At 67.7% G+C, this 21,234-nt stretch carries 19 protein-coding genes and 1 pseudogene; 12 read left to right on the top strand and 8 right to left on the bottom strand.

The window, feature by feature from the left end; all coding sequences use genetic code 11:
* Window positions 1-19: 19 nt before the first annotated feature.
* The gene (locus IBX22_RS29160) at window positions 20-1,054 is read right to left on the bottom strand and encodes a helix-turn-helix domain-containing protein (RefSeq protein WP_194818986.1); all 1,035 of its coding nucleotides are present in this window, start codon (window positions 1,052-1,054) and stop codon (window positions 20-22) included.
* 95 nt (window positions 1,055-1,149) lie between these two features.
* Here IBX22_RS29160 and IBX22_RS29155 point away from each other — a divergent pair, with 95 nt between their 5' ends.
* From IBX22_RS29155 to IBX22_RS29145, 3 genes are read left to right on the top strand one after another with little or no spacing between them, the layout of a single operon-like run.
* Window positions 1,150-2,040 carry an alpha/beta hydrolase gene (locus tag IBX22_RS29155; RefSeq protein ID WP_194818985.1) on the top strand — a complete coding sequence of 297 codons (891 nt, stop codon included), beginning with the start codon at window positions 1,150-1,152 and terminating at the stop codon, window positions 2,038-2,040.
* 28 nt (window positions 2,041-2,068) lie between these two features.
* The gene (locus IBX22_RS29150) at window positions 2,069-3,043 is read left to right on the top strand and encodes an alpha/beta hydrolase (protein ID WP_194818984.1); all 975 of its coding nucleotides are present in this window, start codon (window positions 2,069-2,071) and stop codon (window positions 3,041-3,043) included.
* Window positions 3,044-3,091: 48 nt separating this feature from the next.
* The gene (locus IBX22_RS29145) at window positions 3,092-3,904 is read left to right on the top strand and encodes an MBL fold metallo-hydrolase (RefSeq protein WP_194819484.1); all 813 of its coding nucleotides are present in this window, start codon (window positions 3,092-3,094) and stop codon (window positions 3,902-3,904) included.
* Here IBX22_RS29145 and IBX22_RS29140 read toward each other — a convergent pair whose 3' ends face one another.
* On the bottom strand, window positions 3,905-5,218 hold the full coding sequence (locus IBX22_RS29140) for a bifunctional o-acetylhomoserine/o-acetylserine sulfhydrylase (protein WP_194818983.1): 1,314 nt from the start codon (window positions 5,216-5,218) through the stop codon (window positions 3,905-3,907).
* A 68-nt stretch (window positions 5,219-5,286) separates the two neighbouring features.
* Window positions 5,287-5,817, bottom strand: coding sequence for a CGNR zinc finger domain-containing protein (locus IBX22_RS29135; RefSeq protein ID WP_194818982.1), 531 nt, complete (start codon window positions 5,815-5,817; stop codon window positions 5,287-5,289).
* Window positions 5,818-5,855: 38 nt separating this feature from the next.
* Between IBX22_RS29135 and IBX22_RS29130 the strand changes: the two genes are divergently transcribed.
* Window positions 5,856-6,854 (top strand): DMT family transporter, encoded by a 999-nt coding sequence (locus IBX22_RS29130; protein ID WP_194818981.1) that lies wholly within the window; start codon window positions 5,856-5,858, stop codon window positions 6,852-6,854.
* Here IBX22_RS29130 and IBX22_RS29125 read toward each other — a convergent pair.
* The 4 genes from IBX22_RS29125 to IBX22_RS29110 all read right to left on the bottom strand — a co-directional run bounded on the left by IBX22_RS29125 (window position 6,814) and on the right by IBX22_RS29110 (window position 12,142).
* On the bottom strand, window positions 6,814-8,433 hold the full coding sequence (locus IBX22_RS29125; protein WP_194819483.1) for an AMP-binding protein: 1,620 nt from the start codon (window positions 8,431-8,433) through the stop codon (window positions 6,814-6,816). The genes IBX22_RS29130 and IBX22_RS29125 overlap by 41 nt on opposite strands.
* A 34-nt stretch (window positions 8,434-8,467) precedes the next feature.
* On the bottom strand, window positions 8,468-9,778 hold the full coding sequence (locus tag IBX22_RS29120; RefSeq protein ID WP_194818980.1) for an MFS transporter: 1,311 nt from the start codon (window positions 9,776-9,778) through the stop codon (window positions 8,468-8,470).
* A gap of 135 nt (window positions 9,779-9,913) precedes the next feature.
* Window positions 9,914-10,774 carry a LuxR C-terminal-related transcriptional regulator gene (locus IBX22_RS29115; protein WP_194818979.1) on the bottom strand — a complete coding sequence of 287 codons (861 nt, stop codon included), beginning with the start codon at window positions 10,772-10,774 and terminating at the stop codon, window positions 9,914-9,916.
* Window positions 10,775-10,975: 201 nt separating this feature from the next.
* Window positions 10,976-12,142 (bottom strand): SMI1/KNR4 family protein, encoded by a 1,167-nt coding sequence (locus IBX22_RS29110; protein WP_194818978.1) that lies wholly within the window; start codon window positions 12,140-12,142, stop codon window positions 10,976-10,978.
* 161 nt (window positions 12,143-12,303) lie between these two features.
* Between IBX22_RS29110 and IBX22_RS29105 the strand changes: the two genes are divergently transcribed.
* From IBX22_RS29105 to IBX22_RS29070, 8 genes and pseudogenes are all read left to right on the top strand, one after another.
* Window positions 12,304-12,741, top strand: a complete 438-nt coding sequence (locus tag IBX22_RS29105; RefSeq protein WP_194818977.1) for a MarR family winged helix-turn-helix transcriptional regulator — start codon at window positions 12,304-12,306, stop codon at window positions 12,739-12,741.
* Window positions 12,742-12,843: 102 nt separating this feature from the next.
* Entirely contained in the window at window positions 12,844-13,302 is a 459-nt protein-coding gene (locus IBX22_RS29100) for a hypothetical protein (protein WP_194818976.1), read from the top strand.
* Window positions 13,303-13,322: 20 nt separating this feature from the next.
* The gene (locus tag IBX22_RS29095) at window positions 13,323-13,985 is read left to right on the top strand and encodes a hypothetical protein (protein ID WP_194818975.1); all 663 of its coding nucleotides are present in this window, start codon (window positions 13,323-13,325) and stop codon (window positions 13,983-13,985) included.
* Window positions 13,973-14,296, top strand: coding sequence for an antibiotic biosynthesis monooxygenase (locus IBX22_RS29090; RefSeq protein ID WP_228539736.1), 324 nt, complete (start codon window positions 13,973-13,975; stop codon window positions 14,294-14,296). The genes IBX22_RS29095 and IBX22_RS29090 overlap by 13 nt, the downstream gene beginning before the upstream one ends.
* Before the next feature lie 745 nt (window positions 14,297-15,041).
* Window positions 15,042-15,974, top strand: coding sequence for an SMP-30/gluconolactonase/LRE family protein (locus IBX22_RS29085; RefSeq protein ID WP_194818974.1), 933 nt, complete (start codon window positions 15,042-15,044; stop codon window positions 15,972-15,974).
* Window positions 15,975-16,666: 692 nt separating this feature from the next.
* Window positions 16,667-18,157, top strand: coding sequence for an HNH endonuclease signature motif containing protein (locus tag IBX22_RS29080; RefSeq protein WP_194818973.1), 1,491 nt, complete (start codon window positions 16,667-16,669; stop codon window positions 18,155-18,157).
* 1,382 nt (window positions 18,158-19,539) lie between these two features.
* Window positions 19,540-19,704, top strand: a pseudogene (locus IBX22_RS38590) (DUF2199 domain-containing protein); the annotation flags it as partial.
* A 180-nt stretch (window positions 19,705-19,884) separates the two neighbouring features.
* Window positions 19,885-20,229, top strand: a complete 345-nt coding sequence (locus tag IBX22_RS29070; protein ID WP_194818972.1) for a hypothetical protein — start codon at window positions 19,885-19,887, stop codon at window positions 20,227-20,229.
* 3 nt (window positions 20,230-20,232) lie between these two features.
* Here IBX22_RS29070 and IBX22_RS29065 read toward each other — a convergent pair whose 3' ends face one another.
* The gene (locus tag IBX22_RS29065; RefSeq protein WP_194818971.1) at window positions 20,233-21,096 is read right to left on the bottom strand and encodes an NAD-dependent protein deacetylase; all 864 of its coding nucleotides are present in this window, start codon (window positions 21,094-21,096) and stop codon (window positions 20,233-20,235) included.
* Window positions 21,097-21,234 lie beyond the last annotated feature (138 nt).

The raw sequence follows: 21,234 nt of genomic DNA, 5'->3' as shown, positions 1-21,234 counted from the left end.
GCACTCATGGCAATCTGCCTCAGTTGTGCAGCAGCCGCCAGGCGGTCAGGGCGAGCCGGGCGCGCAGCAACCCGCCGGGCTCCGTGAGCTCGAAGCCCAGCGTCTTACCGAGCTGCTCCAGGCGGCGGGCGACGCTGCTGTGGTGCAGATGCAGCAGGTCGGCGGCGCGGCGCAGCGACCCGGTGCCGCAGTAGACCTCCAGGGTGTCGAGATCGTCCGAGCTGTCTGCGATTGCGGCGATCGCGCCGACATCGGCGTTGTCGCGCACGGCTTCTCCGGGCACCTGCGCGAGCAATGCCAGCACGCCCAGGCTGTCGTAGTGCACGATCGGCTGGCGGGTGGTGCTGAAGCGGAGCGCGGTACGGGCTTCATACCAGGAGCTTTCGGGGCTCTCGGAGCTGCCGATGCCCGCGCTGACGCCGTCCGGGAATTTGGTGGCGTCGAGCGTGGCGGCGAGGACGACGCCCACGTCGCCGACCGTCGCGGCCTTGACCGGGCGGGCCGGGCAGATCAGACTGCCGATGCGGTCGAGCGGAAGCTGCGACCGCAACGCGATGACGCGCACCGGCAGGTCGGCCGGAAAACCCAAGAGCCGCAATGCTCTATCCCTGGCCGCCGCATCGGTGCCGGCGCTGATCACCAGTTCCACCAGGGCGGGGTCGGCCATCGTGGTGCGGGCCGGGCCGTAGCGCTCGACCACCGCGGCGGTGGTGATGGCGAGCCGGTCCAGCAGCAGTTCGTCCAGGGCGCGGGACGAGCCGGTGCGTTCCAGCCACACGCTGCCGATCTCCTCCTCGTCCAGCGTGATCGGCAGCGTCAACGACGCGACCGGTGGTGGGCTGGCGACCTCCCGGCCGTCGGGGGCGAATCGGATCACGCGCCCGGTGCCGTCCAATCTGATGCCTGCCACGCATTCGGCCAGATTGGCCGAGGCCCGCGCGAGCGCTGGGAGATCCACCCGCCGGCGCAGCAGGGTGTCGTAGAACGCCACGACGCGCAGCGCGCCCTCGGCCTCGGTATCCAATTGCGACAGCCGCACGATCAACGCATCCACGCTTCGACGGTACGCGGCGATCGTCGCGCGGCGAGGCCGGATCGCGCGACGAATGGCGGATGACCCCGGGAGCGCGGGCCGCGACGATTGGTGTCATGGATCCCGAACTCGAACCGTTCACCGCGCTGTTCCCGCCCGCGGACCTGTCCGACCCGCCCGCCTCGCGCAAAATACTCGCCGAGCTGACCGCCTCGATCCCGGTCGACACCACCGGCCTGGACATCGAGGAACGCATGGTGCCGGGCGAGCCCGAGGTGCCGATCCGGATCTATCGGCCCCAGGACGCCAACGGAGCCATCGTGTGGCTGCACGGCGGCGGCTTCGTCATGGGCGATCTGGATACCGAGCAGCCCTGGGCCGCCACGCTGGCCCGGAATTCCGGTGCGACGGTCATCTCGGTGGCGTATCGGCTGGCCCCGGAGAACCCGTTTCCCGCCGCGCACGACGATGTCTACGCGACGGTGCTGTGGGTGGCCGAGCACGCGGACGAACTGGGCCTGGATCCGGCGCGCATCGCGATCGGCGGGCACAGTTCCGGGGCGGGCATCGCGGCCGCGGTGGCGCTGCGGGTGCGCGATGAGCAGAGCGCGCCGATCCGCTTCCAGCTGCTGCACCAGCCCGGCCTGGACGACCGCCAAATATCCTGGTCGGCAACCAATTTCACCGATACGCCGTTCGTGACCCGCGGCAAGGTCAGCCAGATGTGGGCGCACTACTTGGGTGACACTCCGGCCACACCGTATGCCGCCGTGGCACGGGCCACCGACCTGTCCGGCCTGCCACCCGCCTACATCGCCACCGCTGAGTTCTGCCCGAACCGGGACGAAGGCATCGAGTACGCGCTGCGCCTGCTGCGGGCGGGCGTGCCGGTCGAAATGCACCAGTGGCCCGGCACTTTCCACGGATCGCACGTGATCCTCTCCGCCGAGATCTCCCAACGGCAGAACGCCGAACTGGGCGCGGTCCTGCGCCGCGCCCTGACCTGACCTGACTTCATAGCTCGAAAGGCACATCATGCGAGGCACAATCCCGCCGCGAATGCGGCTGCTGGCCAAGGTCTCACCGAAGGTGGACTGGGATTCGCTCACACCGGAGCAGGCCATCGAACTCCGCGAAGCGCAGGACCGCAAGCTCGATTCCGCGCTCGGCAAGTTCGTTCTCGGCAAGCTCGACCGCGGCGCGCGCATCAGCACGCACGCCCTCGACCTGCCGGGGCGGGAGCTGAACGTCCGGCTGTACCAACCCGTCCAGGCTGGTTCGACGCTGCCGCTGATCGTCGCGTTCCACGGCGGCGGGTTCATCAGCGGCACACCGGCCCAGGACGATTGGCTGCTCAGCCATCTGGCGGCGAACCTGCCCGCCGTGGTCGCCTCGGTCGACTACCGGCTGGCGCCCGAGCACCCCGCGCCCGCGCAGGTCGCCGACGCCTACGACGCGGTGTCACGCCTGGTCGAACAGGCCGGGCAGTGGGGGGCCGATCTGCGCCGGCTCGTCGTACTCGGCTCCAGCGCCGGGGCCACGCTCGCCGCTCTCACGGCGATCAACGCGAATGACCTCGACATCCACGTTCGCGCACAGGTTTTGATCAATCCCCAGCTCGACTGGACCGAGCAGGTGTTCCGGTATCCCTCGTTCACCGAGAACGCGGACGCGCCGACCGCGACTCCGGGCAATTGCCGTGCGGTGCAACGTCTTACGCTGCCAACTGGATTCGACCCGCGTTCGATGTCCCCACTGCATCACGCGAATCTCTCGGGGCTCGCTCCGGCCTTCATCGCGTCTGCGGGGCTGGACACCTTGGAGGACCAGTCACCGGCCTACGCCGACCGGCTCCGGGCGGCAGGCGTCGAGGTGACGCTGACCCGCTATCCCGAGGCGACGCACGCCTTCCTCAGCATGCCGAGACTGGTCCCCGCGGCCGCGGCCGCACGCGCCGACATCCTCGGCTATCTGCGCAGCCAGGTGCTGGAGCCCACGGCGCAACTGTAGGTTTCGCTGCGCCGAGTTCGGGCCCGCGTGTACAACGTGGAGGTGACTATGTGGAAGATCTGCCGGACCTGCGCGGTCGAACACGATGCCGCGGCACAGGTGTGCCGCATCTGCGCCGACGAACGACAGTGGGTGCCCGCCGCCGGCCAGCAGTGGATCACGCTCGAAGAGCTTGCGGCGCAAGGGCACAAGGTCGCGCTGCGGGAACTGGAGCCGGACCTGTTCGGCCTGACGGTCGAACCGGAGTTCGGGATCGGGCAGGAATCGCATCTGCTGCGCACCCCGGCGGGGAACGTGCTGTGGGATGTCACCGGCTATGTCGACGCCGACGCGGCCCGCCTCGTCCTCGAACTCGGCGAGGTCGTCGCGATCGTGCCGAGTCATCCGCACCACTACGGCGTGCAGGTGGAGTGGAGCCGGGCACTCGGCGGCGTGCCGGTGCTGGTCGCCGAGCCCGACCTGGAGTGGATCGCGCGCCCGGACAAGATGATTAGGCCGTGGTCCGGTCAGGTCGACCTGCTGCCGGGCGTCACCCTGCGCCAGCTGGGCGGGCACTTTCCCGGCAGCGCGGTCCTGCACTGGGCCGCCGGAGCCGAGGGCCGGGGCGTGCTGTTCAGCGCGGATACCGTCCAAGCCAACCCGGACCGCAAGTCCGTCGCCTTCATGCGCAGCTACCCCAACCGGATCCCGCTCTCCCCCGCCGTCGTCGAACGAGTCACCAAGGCGGTCGAGGAATTCGAATTCGACCGCCTCTACGACAATTTCGGCAAAACCGTCGACGGTGATGCTCGCGCCACCGTCCGCCGGTCAGCGGAGCGCTATATCGGCTGGGTACGTGGCGATTTCGATCACCTGACCTGATTACAGCGCCGCGGCGGCGAATCCGGTGCGCAGGTCGGCGAGGATATCGTCGATCCCTTCGATGCCGACTGCCAGCCGGACCAGGCCCGGGGTGACGCCGGAGGCGAGTTGCTCCTCCGGGGTGAGCTGGGAGTGGGTGGTGGAGGCGGGGTGGATGACCAGGGACCGGACATCGCCGATGTTGGCGACGTGGCTGTGCAGGGTGAGCGCGTCGACGAACTTCTTGCCCGCGTCGATGCCGCCCGCCAGTTCGAAGCCGATGACGGCGCCGGCGCCCTTGGGCGCCAACTGCTTTCCGCGTTCGTGCCATGGTGAGGTGGGCAGGCCCGCATAGGAGACGGAGGTGACCTCCGGGCGCTCGGATAGGAACTTCGCGACCGCCTGCGCGTTGCTGACGTGGCGCTCCACCCGCAGGCTCAGCGTCTCCAGGCCCTGGCTGATCAGGAAGGCGTTGAACGGGGCGATGGCCGCGCCCAGGTCACGCAGCAGTTGGACGCGGGCCTTCAGTGCGTAGGCGGGCGCGCCCAGGTCTGCGTACACCACGCCGTGGTAGCTGGGGTCGGGCTCGACGAAGCCGGGGAATCGCGGCGAATCGCCCTCGCGCACAGTCCAATCGAAGGTGCCGCCGTCGACGATGACGCCCGCGATCGCCGCACCGTGGCCGCCGAGGTATTTAGTCGCCGAATGCACGACGATGTCGGCGCCGTGCGCGAGCGGCTGGATCAGATACGGGGTGGCGACGGTGTTGTCGACGATCAGCGGCAGCCCGGCGGTGTGCGCGATCTCCGCGATGCCCGGGATGTCGAAGATGTGGTTCTGCGGATTCGAGATGGTCTCGCCGTAGAACGCCTTGGTGTTCGGCTGGATCGCCGCACGCCACTGCGCCAGATCGTCGGGGTCCTCGACGAAGGACACCTCGATGCCCAGTCTCGGCAGCGTGTAGTGGAAGAGGTTGTAGGTGCCGCCGTACAGCCGCGGGCTGGACACGATGTGGTCGCCCGCGCCGGCGATGTTCAGGATCGCGTAGGTCTCGGCCGCCTGGCCCGAGGCCAGCAGCAGCGCGGCCACACCACCCTCGAGCGCCGCGATCCGCTGTTCCACCGCGTCCTGCGTCGGATTGCCGATGCGGGTGTAGATGTTGCCCGGCTCGGCCAGCCCGAACAACGCCGCCGCGTGGCCGGTGTCCCGGAAGGTGTAGGAGGTGGTCTGGTAGATCGGCAGGGCGCGGGCCTGCGTGTTGGTGTCGGGGACCTGCCCGACGTGGACCTGCTTGGTCTCGAAGCTCCAGTCTGGCAGGGAGGTGGGTTCGCTCATGCCCCGACGCTAGGAACGAAGTGCCGTCCTGGCGAGGATTACGTTCGCGCTGAACTCAATGGTGGCGCTCACTTCTTGCGGGCGCGGTAGGCGGCGACGGCGTTGCGGTTGCCGCAGGCGGTGCTGCAATAGCGGCGCGACCGGTTGCGGGACAGGTCGAGCACGATGCCGTCGCAGGAGGCGTCGGCGCAGATCGACAGGCGGCTCATGTCGTCGGAGCGGATCAGATCGATCAGCGCCATGGCGGTTTCGACGGCGATGCGGACCGGGAGCGGAGCGTCGGTGGGCACCGCGTGGATGTGGTAGTCGACCTCGCCGTGCCGGACCAGTTGCGGCAACGCGCGGTGCTCGGCCAGGGTCTCGTTCACCAGGTGCACCGCCGTATCTCGGTCGCTGGTGAGCATGCGGCGCAGCGCCGGGCGCAGGGCGCGGACCGCGGCGAGCTCAGCGGCGGTGCCGGCGTGCACGCCGGTGTACAGGTGCTGGACGAAAAACCGGTCCAGGTGCGCGATCTCGGTCAAGGTGTCCGGGTCCTCGGCCGAGTTCACCAGCTCCACCGCGGCGATCAGCGACGCTTCGGTGTCATGAGCAAAAGTCATGTTGACATATTACCAAGCCGCTCGTAGCGTCATTAGCCATGGCGACGATGACTCATGACATAAACGTGCGGCGGCTGAGATCCGGGCTGATCATCGCGGTGGCGTCGGCGACGTCGTTCGGTTTGTCCGGCTCGCTGGCTCGCGGCCTGATGGACGCCGGGTGGAGCGCCGCGGCCGCGGTCGCGGTCCGGGTGCTGGTGGCCGCCGCCGTGCTGCTGCCGATCGCGGCGGTTCAGCTGCGCGGCAACTGGCAGCTGCTGCGGCACAACGCCGCCCTCATCACCGCCTACGGGTTGCTCGCCGTCGCGGGCACGCAGCTGGCGTACTTCAACGCCGTCCGGTACATGGAAGTCGGCGTGGCGTTGCTGATCGAGTACACCGCGCCGATCCCCGTCGTGGCCTATCTGTGGCTGCGCCATCGCGAGCGCCCCGGTGCGGGGACGGTTGTGGGCGGGCTGATCGGGTTGACCGGCCTGGTGCTCGTCATCGACCTGCGCTCGGGCCTGGCCGCCAGCTGGATCGGAATCGCCTGGGCGTTGACCGCGATGATCGGCGCGGCAGCGTATTTCGTGCTCTCGGCGCACGGTGACGGCTCGCTGCCCGGCACGGTCCTGGCCGCGGGCGGGCTGCTGATCGGCGGGCTGGTGCTGCTCGTAGCGGGCGCGCTCGGCCTGGTCCCGCTGGATTTCGCCACGAATCCCGTGGTGTTCCAGGACTTCACGGTCGACCGGTGGGTCCCGGTGCTGGTGCTCGGCGTCGTCACGGCGGCTTTCGCCTACGTCTCCGGGATCGCCGCCACCCGCCTACTCGGCTCCCGCCTGGCCTCTTTCGTCGCGCTCTTCGAAGTCCTTGCCGCACTGAGTTTCGCGTGGATGCTGCTCGGTGAGGCGCCGCGGTTGATCCAATTGCTGGGTGGCGCACTGATTCTCGTCGGTGTCGTGGTGGTCCGCCGGGGTGAGCTCACCACGGCGGACCAGCACGCGGAGCAGGCCGAGATCAGCGCTGCCGCAGCAGGAACCGCTGAACCTTCCCGCTAGGGGTCTTCGGCAGGCTGTCGACGAAGTGAACGGTGCGCGGGTAGGCGTGCGCCGCGAACTTCGTCTTCACCAGCTGCTGCAGTTCGGTTTCCAGATCGGGACCCGGTGCTATGCCCTCGCGCAGCACCACGAACGCTTCGATCACCTCGCCGCGCAGCTCGTCCGGCATGCCGACGACCGCGGCTTCTATTACCGAGTCGTGCAGTACCAGAACGCTTTCCACGTCGAACGGGCCGATGCGGTAGCCCGCCATGATGATCACGTCGTCGTCGCGGGCGGAGAAGTAGAAGAAGCCGTCCTCGTCGACCATGCCCGCGTCGCCGGTGAGGTACCAGCGGCCTTCTCCGGCATAGCGGGACGCGGTCTTCTCCGGCGCGTCCACATAACCGGGGAACCACATGCCCGGACTCTGCTGCCGATCGACCACCACCCGGCCCTGCTCCCGGGGGCCGAGCACGGTGTCGGCGTCTTCGGCGAGGATCGCCATGGTGAAACCGGGCAGTGGCTGGCCCATCGAGCCCGGCCGGGTCTCGGTGCGGACGTCGTCCTGCCAGGCGTTGGCGATGAGCATGCCGGTTTCGGTCTGGCCGTAGTGGTCTCGTACTGCCAGGCCGAGAGTTCCGACCGACCAGGCCGGGATGTCCGGGGTCAGCGGTTCACCCGCCGAGGAGGCGCGGCGCAGCGCCAAACCGGTTGGGGCGGTGGCGCTGTCGGCGCGCAGGGCGCGGTACACGGTGGGCGCGGCGGCGAAATTGGTGACGCCGAAGCGTTCCAGCACCTGCCAGGTCAGCGCGGCCGAGAAGCCGGAATGCAAGAGGAGACTGCGCATTCCGGTCACCAGCGGAGTGAGCAGGGTGTAGTACAGCCCGTAGGCCCAGCCGGGGTCGGCGATGTTCCAGTACACGTCCTCGGCCCGGACGTCGAGGCCGAACTCCTGGTAGAGCTGCAAACTCGCGAGCGCCCGCAGCGGTACCGGCACGCCCTTGGGTGTGCCGGTGGTGCCGCTGGTGTAAAGCTGGACGAGCAGCCCGTCCGGCCCGACCGCCACTGCCGCGCCGCGCGGGTCATCGGCGGAGTACTGCGACAGCGGGCCACCGACCGACAGTTCGCCCTCGGCCTCTCCCGCCACGATCACCTGCCACGCTGGATCGGCGGGGATATCCTCGCCGGGCGCCAGCTTGGACAGCTGATCCGCATCGGCCACAACGACTTTCGCCGCGCTCGACGCCAAACGGAAGGCGACCGCCGGTGCGGCGAAAGCCGTGAACAGCGGCACATGCACCGCACCCCGCCGCCAGATGCCCAGCAGCACGGTCACCAGATCGGCGGACTTGCCCATCAGCACGCCCACCCGGTCACCAGGCTGCACGCCGAGACCGGCCAGCGCCGCCGCGAACCGGGTGGACCGCTCACGCAGTTCACCGAACGTCAGATCCGTTGCGGACAAATCGTTTTCGATGACGGTGAAGGCGACGGCGTCGGCCGGGTGCCGATCGCACAGCAGCTCGGCGGCGCACGCCTGCGGGGAGCCGTACTCCTCGAGCAGTTGCCGGACGCGGACGGCGGGGTCGGTCATGATCTTTCTCCTGATCGAACGTGACGAGCGAATACAGTTACAGTGCCTTGTCTTTGGTCTCCACCAGCGCCTTTGTGCAGAAGAAGCTGAGCAGCGCGATACCGGCGAGCAGCACGCCGATCGCATTGCTGCCGTAGGCCGCGGCGAGCGGAGTGGCGATCAACGGCGGAATCGCGCCGCCGAGAATGCCGCCCAGGTTGTAGCCGAGCCCGGCTCCTGTGTAGCGGAAACGAGTCTCGAACAGTTCCGGCAGCATCGCGCCGACCGGGCCGTAGGCGAGGCCGAAAATGCCCAGGGTGATGGCGATTCCGATCGCGAAGGCCACCGGCGAGCGGGTGTCGAGCAGCGGGAACAGCAGCAGCGCCCAGATCACGGCGGCGCCGGAGGAGTACATGACCACGCGCCGCCGGCCGATGCGGTCGGAGTAGAGCGCCGAGACCACGATCGCCGCACCGAATACCAGCGCGGACGCGATGCCCACGGTCAGCACGAACGGACGGGTGAAGCCGAGCGTCTTGGTGCCGTAGCTGGCCAGGAACGCGGTGCCCATGTAGAAGAAGCCGAACTGGATGGCCAGTGTGCCGCCGGTCAGCAGGATTTCCCGGGTCTGGAAGCGTACGGCGTCCAGGAACGGCAGGCGGGCGGGCGCGGTCGTCAGGGCGGCATTCGCTTTGAAGACCGGCGTCTCCTCGATGGCCAGCCGCATGTACAGCCCGATGCCGACCAGCACGATGGAGAACAGGAACGGGATCCGCCAGCCCCAGTCCAGGAAGGCCTGGTTGGTGTCCCCCAGCAGCTGGCCGGTGATCAGGAAGGTGGCGCTGGACAACAGGAAAGCGAAGGCCGGACCGACCTGCGGGAACATGGCGTAGAGGCCGCGTTTGCCCGGTGGGGCGTATTCGGCGGTCAGCAGGGTGGCGCCGGCCCACTCGCCGCCGACCGCGAAACCCTGACCGAAACGCAACAGCACCAGGATGATCGGCGCGGCGACGCCGATCGTGGCGGCGCCGGGCAGCAGGCCGATCAGGAACGTGGAGACACCCATCAGCAACAGGGTCGAGACCAGAGTCTTCTTGCGGCCCAGCCGATCTCCGAAATGGCCGAACAGCATGGCCCCGACCGGGCGGGCGAAGAAGGCGACCGCGAAGGTCGCGAAGGAGGCGACGGTGCCCGCCGTCGATCCGAGCGCCGGGAAGAACACCTTCGGGAAGACCAGCGCGGCGGCGGTCCCGTAGATGAAGAAGTCGTAGAACTCGATGGTGGTGCCGATGCAGCTCGCTACGGCCACCCGGCGCACGCTCGTGCCGGGTGGCGGCACCGGAGCCTGGGTTGGCGACAGGTTTGTCATGTGGATCCTCTTCTCACGCCCCCTGCGCCATCCGGTCGGGTGTGCAGGGTGAAAGGGACCATAGTGATGCGGGTCACGGCGCAACCACCCCCGAAAGAAGGGAGTGGCGCGGCCCCGCAAGGGTGCGGCTATCCGCTAGGGCAGCAGCCGCATGCGACGCGCGTTCACCACCGCTTCGTGCCGGGAGGTCGCATCGAGTTTGCGCATGGCACTGCGCAGATAGCCCTTGACCGTGTCCATGCGGAGCGATAGTCGTTCCGCCGCTTCGGCATTGGAGCAGCCCAGGGCGACGTGGGCGAGCACATCGAGCTCGCGTGGCGACAAGGTCACGTCGGTCATGGGCGCATCCTCGCCCGAGATCACCGCGGCGAGCCGCTCCGACAATGCGGACAGGGTGCGTCGCAGCACGGGATCGGTTACGGCACTGGCGATTCCGCGTAGTTCCGCGTGGACGCCGCGAATTCCCTCGGCTCGTGCGGAATCGGCCGCGCCGGTGGCGACGGCCGCGGCCCGCGCCATCTTCATGCGCCGGTCCACTTCGTCGCGGATCGCGAGTTCGGTGGCGAGCCGCGACGCCGACCGGGCGAGGACATCGGTTACCCGGTCGCCGACCGGCTGACTCCGGCCGGCCGCGTACAGCACAGCGCGTGCCTGCCCGCCCACCACCACGGGGACCGCAACCACCGACCGGATGCCTTCGCCGACAACGACCCGGTCGTAGTCGTGGCTGATCGAGGGCGCGTTCGGATAGTCCGCGACGCCGGCGGGCTGGCGCAGCGCGACCACCCGGCCACCCAGGCCGCTCGCCGGCGGAATCAGCAACCCATGCAGCCCGCGGGTGCGGGTGCCGAGGAATTCCGACAGCATCAGCACGTCGCCCGCCAGCACGGCGCCGCCGAAAACCACCGGGGCTGCCGAGTCGCGCGCGACCAGGCGCAATTCGCCCCGCATCGCGTCGTCGTCACGAGGGCGCAGCGAAGCCAGTGTCTCGGTCATCGGCGATCCCTTCGTCCAGCAGCTACGAGCCAGCAGCGTAAGCGGATGCTAAGTCCCGCACCGCCACGCTGTGCTGTTTTTTGAAGAAAGCGCTGGCAGGGGTGCCTTCCGTGGCCCGTCGGCTCAGCGACCACATCACCGCTGGGGCAGCCGATTTCCCACCAGATGCGCCAGCAGGCGGGCTCTCCGTGGCCCGTCGGCTCAGCGACCGCATTCGCCGCTGGGGCAGCCGATTTCCCACCAGATGCGCCAGCAGGCGTGCAGGAGGTGGGCGCGGACGGTGCCGGCGGAGGTGCGGTGGGCGCCGCGGGAGACGGTGACGTCCATGAGGAGGTCGCGGACGTGGCCGTCGCGGGTGTCGATGCCCTGGGGGTCGGAGCCGGAGATGGCGAAGGGGACCGCGGGGATGTAGCCGATGCGTTCGGCGACCGGGGCGAGTGGTTCGGGGTCGGGGAGGTCGGAGTCGCGGCGGTAGAGGACTTGGTCGCGGTAGCAGCGGTCGTCTTCGATCTGCTTGCGCGCCAGCATGTCTCGCCAGCGGGCGCCGTCGAGGATCTCTTGCACCGACAGGATGTCGCCGACGCCGTGATAGGGGGTGCTCAGGCCGTTGGACACCGATAGGAGCTCGCGGTGTTCCGGATGCAGGCAGCCGCCGAGGTTGCGGTGCAGCAGGGCCAGTTCGTAGTCGGTGGCGCCCGGATGCAGCGGCGGCGGGGTGTCCGGGCGTCCGATGGCGTGCAATTCGGCGATCTTGGCGACGATCTCGGCCAGGGTCGGCGGATGGGTGCGTAAGTTGCGGCCCCACCACGGCTCGGAGTATTCGCCGAGTGTTGCCTGATCGGCCTCGGCGATCATGCTGTCGAGCTCGGCGCTGAAGAAGCTGAAGAGATCCGGGTAGGTCATCTCGGGCGGCAGCGGGACCGCCGCTCCGGTGACCAAGCGGGTCGCCTGCCCGGCGAAGAGGAAGATGTTGCCGGCGTAGCCGATGTCGTTCTCGACGACCAGTTGATACTGCGCGGGATCGTTGGGCGCGCCGACCTCCTCGGCCCACTCTTCGTCGTCGAACCAGATATCGGCCTGCATCAAGCCCGAGGCCCAGCGTGCACCTGCGCCGATGTCCTCGGTCCCGAGCAGCGAATAGGACAGGTCGAAGTAGTCCCAGCCGTCGGCCACCGCCAGCAGTTCCCGGTACTGCGGATCCAGCGGCCGCCCCAGCCGGAGCTCGGCCGCCCGCAATCTCTCCTCGCTCGCACCCGGATTCGGCCGGGTATCGGACTCGTACTCCCGGAACTCCACCAGCCGCCGCTTCTGCACGACCATGCGGCCGATCAGTTCCTGCCAAGCCTCCTGCCCGACGGCCGCTCCCATCCCACTCCTTCGCTGGCAGTTTGCTACAAGCGGAGCCTAGTCAGCCGGGGCGGAAGGACCACGGAGTTGGCGCCGGACGAATCGGCGTGTCGGACAACGAGTCCTGCCACACTCGGGCGGCTCCCGGCAGGACGCCGGTCCGCGTGCGCGAAAATGAACACGTGACCACCGACAATGCCCGGCCTACTCCCCCGGTGACCAGCGCTTCGATCATCGTGCTGACGCTCGCACGCAAGGTGGAGACCGAGCTGTCGGCCGCGCTCGCGCCACTGGATCTGACCGTCGGCCGGCTGGGCTTGCTCGGGCATATCTCGAGCCTGCCCGGGGTGTCGTTCAGTGAGTTGGCGCGGATGTCGGGCACGAGTGTGCAGAGTGTGCACAACGGGGTCAAGGCGCTGGTGAGCGCGGAGTTGGTGCAGGATCTGACGGCGCGGGCCGGGTCGGCGTCGACGATCGAGCTCACCGCGAAGGGCAAACGGCTGCTGGCCGAGGCACGCAAGGCCGTGTCGGCGGTCGACTCCCAGCTGTTCGGGCCGGAGTCGGATCCGATTCTGCGGCAGGTCGGTGCCGCCATTCTCGCCGTGTTCGCCGAGTCCTGAGGTCGATGCCGTACCGGCACGGGTGATTCCGGACACATCCTTCAATGTGGTTGAAGCTTGCGCTAGGCTTCAACCACATTGAAGGATGAAGGGAGTTCATCGGTGGAACATGTGTTGCTGTCGATCCACGTGGTGGCGGGCATCGTGTTCGTGGGCGGGTCGGCGGTCGCGACCAGTTTGTTCCCGCGCTATGCGCCGGTCCTCGCCGCGCCGGCCCTCGGCGTAGCAGCCGAATCCGAACGCAGCCCCGGCGTTGCCCGGGCCATGCACCGAATCACCGGCGGCTACGCGAAGATCGGCCTGATCGTGCCGCTCGTCGGCATCGTCCTGGCCGCCGTCCAAGGCCGCATGGGTGAAATCTGGATCACCGTGGCCATGGTCCTCACCGCCGTGGCCGGTGGACTCGTCGCCCTGCAGATCTATCCCCTGCAGCGCACCGCGCTCGCCGCGCCCGACGACGGCCGTCAGTTGCGCACCCTGTCCATGCTCGCCGGCATCTACAACCTGCTGTGGACGGCCGTCGTGGTCCTCATGATCGTCCGGCCCGGTTCCGCGGCCTGAATTCGCAAAGGAGACAACGTATGTCCACCGCAACCGAGACCCTGGCGCTACCTTCCACGCCCCTGGCGGACAAGACCCACCGGCTGATCGTCGACGCGCTGGAGCCGCACCTGGTCAATCACAGCATCCGCGGCTTCCTGTTCGCTCGTGCGCACGCCAACACCCAAGGGCTGCAACCAGATCAGGACTACAACGAGGAAAACCTGTTCCTCATCTGCGCCCTGCACGACATCGGATTGTCCGAATCCGCGAACGGCAACCAGCAATTCGAACTCGACGGCGCCGATTTCGCGGCCTGCTTCCTGGAGGACAACGGCGTCACGGATGAGCGTGTCGACATCATCTGGGACGGCATCGCCGTGCACACCAACAACTTCACCGACTCACCGGTCTACCGCCGACGCCGGCCGGCCGAAATCTGGATCGCCGCCCACGGTATCGGCATCGATGTCGGCGGCAGCCCCGCCGACCTCCCGCCGGGCTTCGCGGACCTGACCCACCGCGCCTACCCCCGCCTCGGCGGCACTCCCGCACTCACCCGCTCGGTGGAACTGCAAGCCCTCGCCAACCCCCTGAAGGCGCCGCCATGCACGCTGCCGGGCGAGCTTGTGCACCAACGTCATCCGGAACTGCCCTACGCGACACTGGAAATGCTCTTCGGATACAACGGATGGAACGACTGACCATGACCGACCAGGGCGTCACGTTCATCAACGTGATCGAGATATCCGCCGAGCACATCGACCAGTTCGTCGAGCAGTGGCGCGAACGCGCCGCTCTCATGCGGAAGGCGCGGGGCTTCCGCGATGTGCGGCTGCATCGGGCACTGTTGCCGGACATGCGGTTTCAGCTTGTGAACGCCGCGCATTGGGACAGCGCGGAAGCCTGCGAGGCCGCGGGGACGAACGCAGCGGTAGTCGCCTCGGTGGAGACTGCCCGCAAGGTCGCGGAGGCCAATCCCGGCATCCATGAGGTTGTCGCCGAACACGTTTGAGACTCACACGAGTCGTGTCCGCCCAAATACGGTGCAGCTCACACGAGCCGCATCCACGGAATACGTTGAGCCTCAAACGAGTTGCGCCCGCCAAATACGCTGCAGCTCACACAGGTCACGTCCACCGAATACGCTGCAGCTCACGCGAGCCGCGTTCGCCCAATACGCTACAGCTCACACCAATCGCGTCCACCGAATACGTTGAGCCTCATACGAGTTGCGCCCGCTGAATACGTTGCGGCTCACACAGGTCACGTCCGCCCAATACGGTGCGGCTCACACGGGTCACATCCGCCCAATACGGTGCGGCTCACACGGGTCACATCCACCGAATACGGTGCGGCTCACACGGGTCACATCCACCGAATACGTTTGAGGCGCACGCGGGTTGCGTCGCTGTCGGCAATCCGCTGGCGGACTATCTGAGCGATCGGCAAATCCGTTGCGGACACGGTAATTGCGGTCGATTGCCATCTCCAGACGCGGTAGGCCTTCACGCACGTCTTTATGCGAGCGATCCTTCTCTATGTTGCACAAGGATGAGGCCGGGACTACCGTACTGCCAGATGTTGCGTCACATCGTGATCCGATCCGTGAAGTAGCCACTCCGCGCGCACCGTTCGTACTCCCACCCCGGAGCGGTGCCGAGTCAGCGCAGATTCAACTGTGCCCCGGGTTTCCTACCTCCGACGACTTTCGACAGCAGCGCCGGTCGCGGCCGCTATGCCGAGATGAGGCACCCGATATGAGAACTCGTGGCAACGTTGCCATTTCGGCCTGCACGGCGCTGAGCGGTGTGGCGCTCACCCTCACCGGCGGCGGACCGATGGCCACCGCCGACACTACTCCCGCCGCGAGCTGCGGCAGCTGGAGCAGGAGTGTCGTGGCCTCGGGCTACAACATGCTGGAGGGCTTGGCATTCGACGGCCGGGGCGGCCTGCTGCTGTCCGATCAGGCGGCCAGCGGTGTCGGCGGCGCGATTCGGCGGCTCGACGTCGGCGCGCGCAGCACCGTCACCATGGTGGATGGCCCAGGCGCGGTGCTGGTTTCGGGCGATACCGCCTATTACGTCTCCGGACTCAGCCTGTCCGCGGTGCTGTCCGCCAAGTCCGACGGCGCCATCAATGTCATCGATCTGAACAACGGCGCGACCTCCACCGTCGCGGCGAATCTGCGCCTGCCCAACGGCCTCGCGCAGCTACCCAACGGCGACTTCGTCTTCACCTCCGACATGGGACCTGATCAACGGGTCTCGTTGGTGCGCAACGGGTCCTACGCCGGACCGCTCGCCGGACCGACTTCCACCAACGGCGTCACCTACGATGCCGAGCGACGTCGGCTGTTCGTCTCGACCACCTTCGACCCGACCACCACCATCGCCATGTACGACATCGACCGCCCCGGCTCCGACCCGACCCTGTTTACGTTGCCCGGCTTCGGCCCACTCAACGGCGGCGACGATCTCACCGTCGGCCCCGACGGAAACGTGTACCTGGCGCTGAGTACCGGCGGCAAGGTGGTGCGACTCGATCCGAACACCGGCGCCTCCTGCACCGTCGCCGACGGCCTGCCGCTCACCACCGCGGTCGAATTCGGCTCCGGTCCGGGCTGGGATCTGAACGCCCTTTACGCCACCAGCTATCTCGGCACGGTGACCGAACTCAGCCGCGAACATTAGGTCGGCGCAGCCGGTTTCACGTTCAGCGGCGCCGCACCGGAACAGTCCGACAACACGCGGCGGTTTCGCTCGTGCCCGCCAGAGGTCTGGCCCCTCACACACCTACCGGGCAGCGACGGTTGGGCCACCGTCAGATGTGCGCTCCAGCACGCCCCTGCGAGGTGGTGACTGTTCGGTGCCCTGCAGAGGGCTGGTTTCGGTGCGTCCGCTGGGGGCGGCGGTTGGGGATCGAAAACCTTCCCGGACAGAGTGGTCTAACAGGGGCGCTGGTGACCGTTCGGTACCCGGCAGAGCGCTTGGTTTCGGTGCGTCCGCAGGGTGGCGGCGGTTGGGGATCGGACAAACCTCCCGGCCAGGGTCGTCCAGTAGTGGTGTTGTGGTCCAGAGATCTTGCCCAATCATGCGGGGCGCGTTGGCAGCCCTACCGGACTTACCCCTCACCTTTGGTGCGGAGGCTCGGTTCGGTCCTCGGTTACCCGGCTGTGGTCCGGTCCAGAACATTCCAGAAAGACAGAAAAGAGAATCGGTGTGGGTGTACGGCAGCCGGGGCCGCTGTGAAGACAAACCGGAAAGACTGTCTCCCGTAACCTGCTGCGTAACAGACACTTTCATACGTTCGTCCAGTGTGAAGAGATCGAATTCAGACCCGATTATCGATAGCCATCGGCTTTGAACGGCGATAGAATTCACACATGCGTTCGACCAGCCCAGCGGCATCAGCACAGCGGGTCACCGACCCGCTCCTGACCGCTGCCACCGACCTCGGCGACACCACGGTGACACTGCTCTCGGATGAGGCTGTGCTCGAAGCGATACGCGAGCTCGAACGCGCCCGGCGGGTGTTGGATTCCTTCGCCCACAAACTGATCGTGCGCGCCACCGAAGGCGGACTGCCCGCCCGCACCGGTGCTGGCACCACGAAGAAGCTATTGATCCAAACCCTGCGGATCTCCCATGCCGACGCCGCCGCCCGCATCGCGGCCGCTGCGGCTTTGGGTGTGTGGCATGACATCCCGGGCGAGGATGTCGAGCCCCGCCACCCCGCGACCGCAGCCGCCCAAGCCGAAGGCGAGATCTCCACCGACCACGCGCGTGAGATCGCGAAAGTGTTGAAACGTGTCCCCGGCTCGACCGCGAACGCTGATTTCGAAGCCGCCGAACACATCCTGGCCACCGCCGCCCGTGCCGTGATGCCCGAAGACCTCACCAATATCGGCCGAGACATCCTGGCACGCCTCGACCCCGATGGCAGCCTCACCAACGACACCGACCGCCAACGTCAACGCGCCCTGCGGATCGGTCGGCAACGCGCGGATGGGATGTCACCGATCAGTGGCGACATCACCCCCACCCTGCGTGCCCTGCTCGACCCTGTCGTCGCGAAACTCGGACGCCCGGGCATGAACAATCCCGACGACCCCGACAGCCCTTCCGGCAGCACCGAGCATGTCGATCGGGAGGTGTTGGATGCCGCCGCCGCACGCGATACCCGCAGTGCCGCCCAACGCACCCACGATGCCCTTCTCGCCCTGTTGTCGCCGGGCACCGACCCCGCAAACCTGGGAACCCATCGGGGACTGCCGGTTTCAGCGATCCTGTCGATCAGTGTCGAGGACATCGAAAACGCTGCCGGGGTCGCGACCACCGCGACCGGGGGCACCGTCCCGATCGCCGAGGCGTTGAAGCTCGCTGAACACGCTGTGCCGTGGCTGATGGTGTTCGACCACGCCGGGGTGCCACTGCATTTGGGTCGCACGAAACGCCTCGCCTCGGCCGGGCAACGGCTGGCGTTGATCGCGGCTCTGCGTGGTTGCACCCGCCCGGGCTGCGACGCACCGGCGAGTGTGTGCGCGGTCCATCATGTCACCGACTGGAACAAACACGGCAACACTGATATCGGCAACGAAACCTTGGCCTGCGACCGCTGCCACGCCCTGGTTCACGACGGGCCCGGCGGCTGGAAAACTGTTGTCCTCGGTGATGATTCGGACTATCCGGGTCGGACCGGGTGGATCGCACCATTCCACATCGATCCCACCCGAACGCCACAGGTCAATCACCGCCATCACGCCAGCGAACTGCTCGCCGAAACCCTCGCACGCATCCACGACCGCCGGGAACGAGACCGCGAGCAACGTCGACGCTGGCTCCCTGGCCTAGCGCCAGACAAACCCGCTGCCTGAAGCCCGTGGTGCCGCCCCTGACCGGCACCACGGGAAACCCGCGCGTCCACCGGCCGAACGAATCCATTCCCCAGCCGCACCCAGCCCGGGAAATCGTTCCCTCAGCCAGGACTCGAATCCCCACTCGCGCTGAACGACCGCCACAAACAGGCGAACTTCTCGTCGAACCTCGCATACATCCCTGACAGAACAAGACCGCCAACAACATCGACAACTCTGGCCCCACGACCGAACGCCAGACAGACCCGCCGCCCGAACCAGCGCCGCCCAACCGGCACCGCGGTACACCCGCGTCCGCCCGCCCGACCACCCACCTCCAGCGGCCTCTCAAACCACCCGCCGCCCGCGCCACGGTGCCCGCCCGATCCCGCACCGCGGGATAACCGCGTCCACAGACCGAACCCCATACTCCAGCCGCATTCTGCACCGGAAAACCATTCCCCTCAGCCAAGATTCGGCAATCCTGGGTTGTGCTGGATCACCGCCCCACGCCAGTGACCTGCTCGCCGAGACACTCGCGCGCATCCACTACCAGCGGGAACAAGACCGCGCCCAAGGTCGCCGCGGGCTCCATGACCTAACGCCGGCACACCTGCCACCTGAACCCGCGGTGCCGACCGACCGGCATCGCCGGGACAGCCGCGTCCGCGGGCGGAACCATACTCCAGCCGCATTCCGCGGGTTGAAACCGTTGCCCTCAGGCAGAATTCGGCAACCCGACGCGCGCTGAATGCCCGCCGACAACATCGGCGCTGGCTCCACGACTTAACGCCAGACACACCCGCCGCCTGAACCTGCGGTGCCGTCCGACCGGCATCGGCGGGACAGCCGCGTCCACGGGCGGAACCCACACTCCAGCCGCATTTCGCACGGGGAAACCGTTCCCCTCGGCCAGGATTTGGCAATCCCGGCTCGCGCTGGATCACCGCCCGCAAACAGCGGGACTGCTTGTCGAAGCCTCGCACGCACCCGCGGCAGAACAAGACCGTTGACAACATCGGCGCTGGCGTCACGACCTAATGCCAGACACACCCGCCGCCCGATCCGCGCCGACACCCAACCGGACCGCAAGATAACCGCGCCCGCCGCCGAACCGCCCAACTCCGGCGGCGTCTCAGAGCCACTCCCCTCGGGCAGAATTCGCCAATCCTGGGTCGCGCTGGATTACCGCCACACGCTAGTGACCTGCTCAAGGAGACACTCGCGCGCATCCGCGACCATCGGGAACGAGACCGCGAGCAACGTCGGTGCGGCTTGTACGACCTAGTGCCAGCTGAGCCCGCGGTGCTGCGTCGCGAGATCGCCGTGTCTTCGGGCCGAACCCACCCGTACCCCGCCCGTATCCCCGAGTGGTGCCCATTTCCCTGAGCCAGGATTCTGTAATGGCGTGTGTCTCGTTGAGTCGGGCGAGCTTTCGTCAAGCTGGCGATCGCTGGTATCAACCCGGGTGCGAACCGTACTTCGGTTGGTTGTCCCCCGAGTTGGCCGCCTACTCGCTCTCTACGATCAACCTGAAGATCCGGCTACACACGCGTGCTGGCGGTGTTCGTCCATTGTGGAGATGGAGCCCACTGACCATCCTCTCGCTGTCCAACAGCAGAGCGGTATCACTGTGGGTCGGGTGCGGGAGGTCGCCGAGCAGGTGTTGCATCCGGATAGTCGGGGCTGACCGGATTCGGGGCGTCTGGTTCGTCCGGTTCGGGGATTCGGCACCTAGACTGGGCGGCGTGAAAGTTCGACGGCTGATCGCCCTGTCCCTGTTTGCGTTGCTGGCTCCGCTGGGGGCCACTGCCTGCTCGTCCGAGGGGGCGGGGAGCAAGACCGAGTGCCAGATCAGTGGGTGCACCGTTACCTTCGATCGGGGGGTGAACGCGAAGGCGTCGGTTCTCGGGATCGATGCGGAGCTTGTTGCGGTGAACGGGAATACGGTGACGCTCAAGGTCGGTGGGCAGCAGGTCGATGTGCCGGTGGGCGATACGCAGCCCACCGATGGCTTCAATGTGACTGTGCAGGAAGTCACTGCCGACAAGGTCGTGGTGAAGATCGCGACCGGGATCACCACCAACAACTGATCGTTAGGTCGCGTGCGCGAGCAGGCCGGTCTCCGCGAGCGCCGAGAGGGTGCTGGAGCAGCCTGCCTCGATCCGCAGGGTCGCCAGATCGTCGCCGCGGGTGCGGCCGCGATTCAGGATGATCACCGGGTGGCCGAGCTTGGCCGCGTGCCGGACGAAACGCAGGCCGGACATGACCGTCAGGGATGACCCGGCGACCAGTAGCGCGTCGGCCTGGTCGACCAGTTCGTATGCGGCGGCGACTCGTTCGCGGGGCACGTTCTCGCCGAAGTAGACGATGTCGGGTTTGAGCATGCCGCCACAACGTTCACAGTCGACCATGCGGAAGGACTCGGTGTCCTCGATCACCGCGTCGGCGTCGGGGGCCACCTCAACCCCGGTCGCGGTGGCGGCGGTGACGAAGCCGGGATTCGCGAGTTCGAGACGGTCGGCGAGAGTCATGCGGGAGATGAGCGCTTCGCAGGCGAGGCAGCGGACGCGGGCGTAGGTGCCGTGCAGGTCGAGGACGCGGCGATGGCCGGCCTTGGTGTGCAGCAGGTCGACGTTCTGGGTGATCAGGCCGGTGACTGTGCCGAGTCGTTCCAGGCGGGCCAGCGCGCGGTGGCCGAGATTGGGGCGGGCGGCGTCCATGCGGCGCCAGCCGATGTGGTTGCGAGCCCAATAGCGCTGCCGGAAGACAGGATCGCCGACGAACTGCTGAAAGGTCATGGGGTTGCGGGGCGGTGCGGACGGCCCGCGGTAGTCGGGGATGCCGCTGTCGGTGGACAGGCCGGCGCCGGTCAGCACCGCGACGCGGCGCCCGGAGATCAGGTCGATCAGCGCCGCCAGATCCGCTTCGGGCAGGCCCGGTGTCGAATGGTCCCGCATGTGCTTCAGGGTACGGATGCGACGCGACCGCATGGCGACCGGATCCGGCGGCCCCGCACCCCTTATGGTGTGAGCCAATCGACGCGTGCGCCGGTTACCCCCGTCACGTGGTGGCGATCACATTTACCACGCACCCTG

This window comes from Nocardia sp. XZ_19_385 (genome assembly GCF_015355755.1).
In the GTDB taxonomy this organism is placed as follows: domain Bacteria; phylum Actinomycetota; class Actinomycetes; order Mycobacteriales; family Mycobacteriaceae; genus Nocardia.
This window is presented reverse-complemented; position numbering and strand designations above follow the sequence as displayed.

Bases quoted from the DNA above. Each gene is read 5' to 3' on its own strand.
- IBX22_RS29155 (WP_194818985.1), top strand. From the start codon at position 1,150: ATGGATCCCGAACTCGAACCGTTCACCGCGCTGTTCCCGCCCGCGGAC.
- IBX22_RS29150 (WP_194818984.1), top strand. From the start codon at position 2,069: ATGCGAGGCACAATCCCGCCGCGAATGCGGCTGCTGGCCAAGGTCTCA.
- IBX22_RS29145 (WP_194819484.1), top strand. From the start codon at position 3,092: ATGTGGAAGATCTGCCGGACCTGCGCGGTCGAACACGATGCCGCGGCA.
- IBX22_RS29140 (WP_194818983.1), bottom strand. From the start codon at position 5,218: ATGAGCGAACCCACCTCCCTGCCAGACTGGAGCTTCGAGACCAAGCAG.
- IBX22_RS29135 (WP_194818982.1), bottom strand. From the start codon at position 5,817: ATGACTTTTGCTCATGACACCGAAGCGTCGCTGATCGCCGCGGTGGAG.
- IBX22_RS29130 (WP_194818981.1), top strand. From the start codon at position 5,856: ATGGCGACGATGACTCATGACATAAACGTGCGGCGGCTGAGATCCGGG.
- IBX22_RS29120 (WP_194818980.1), bottom strand. From the start codon at position 9,778: ATGACAAACCTGTCGCCAACCCAGGCTCCGGTGCCGCCACCCGGCACG.
- IBX22_RS29115 (WP_194818979.1), bottom strand. From the start codon at position 10,774: ATGACCGAGACACTGGCTTCGCTGCGCCCTCGTGACGACGACGCGATG.
- IBX22_RS29110 (WP_194818978.1), bottom strand. From the start codon at position 12,142: ATGGGAGCGGCCGTCGGGCAGGAGGCTTGGCAGGAACTGATCGGCCGC.
- IBX22_RS29095 (WP_194818975.1), top strand. From the start codon at position 13,323: ATGTCCACCGCAACCGAGACCCTGGCGCTACCTTCCACGCCCCTGGCG.
- IBX22_RS29090 (WP_228539736.1), top strand. From the start codon at position 13,973: ATGGAACGACTGACCATGACCGACCAGGGCGTCACGTTCATCAACGTG.
- IBX22_RS29085 (WP_194818974.1), top strand. From the start codon at position 15,042: ATGAGAACTCGTGGCAACGTTGCCATTTCGGCCTGCACGGCGCTGAGC.
- IBX22_RS29080 (WP_194818973.1), top strand. From the start codon at position 16,667: ATGCGTTCGACCAGCCCAGCGGCATCAGCACAGCGGGTCACCGACCCG.
- IBX22_RS29065 (WP_194818971.1), bottom strand. From the start codon at position 21,096: ATGCGGGACCATTCGACACCGGGCCTGCCCGAAGCGGATCTGGCGGCG.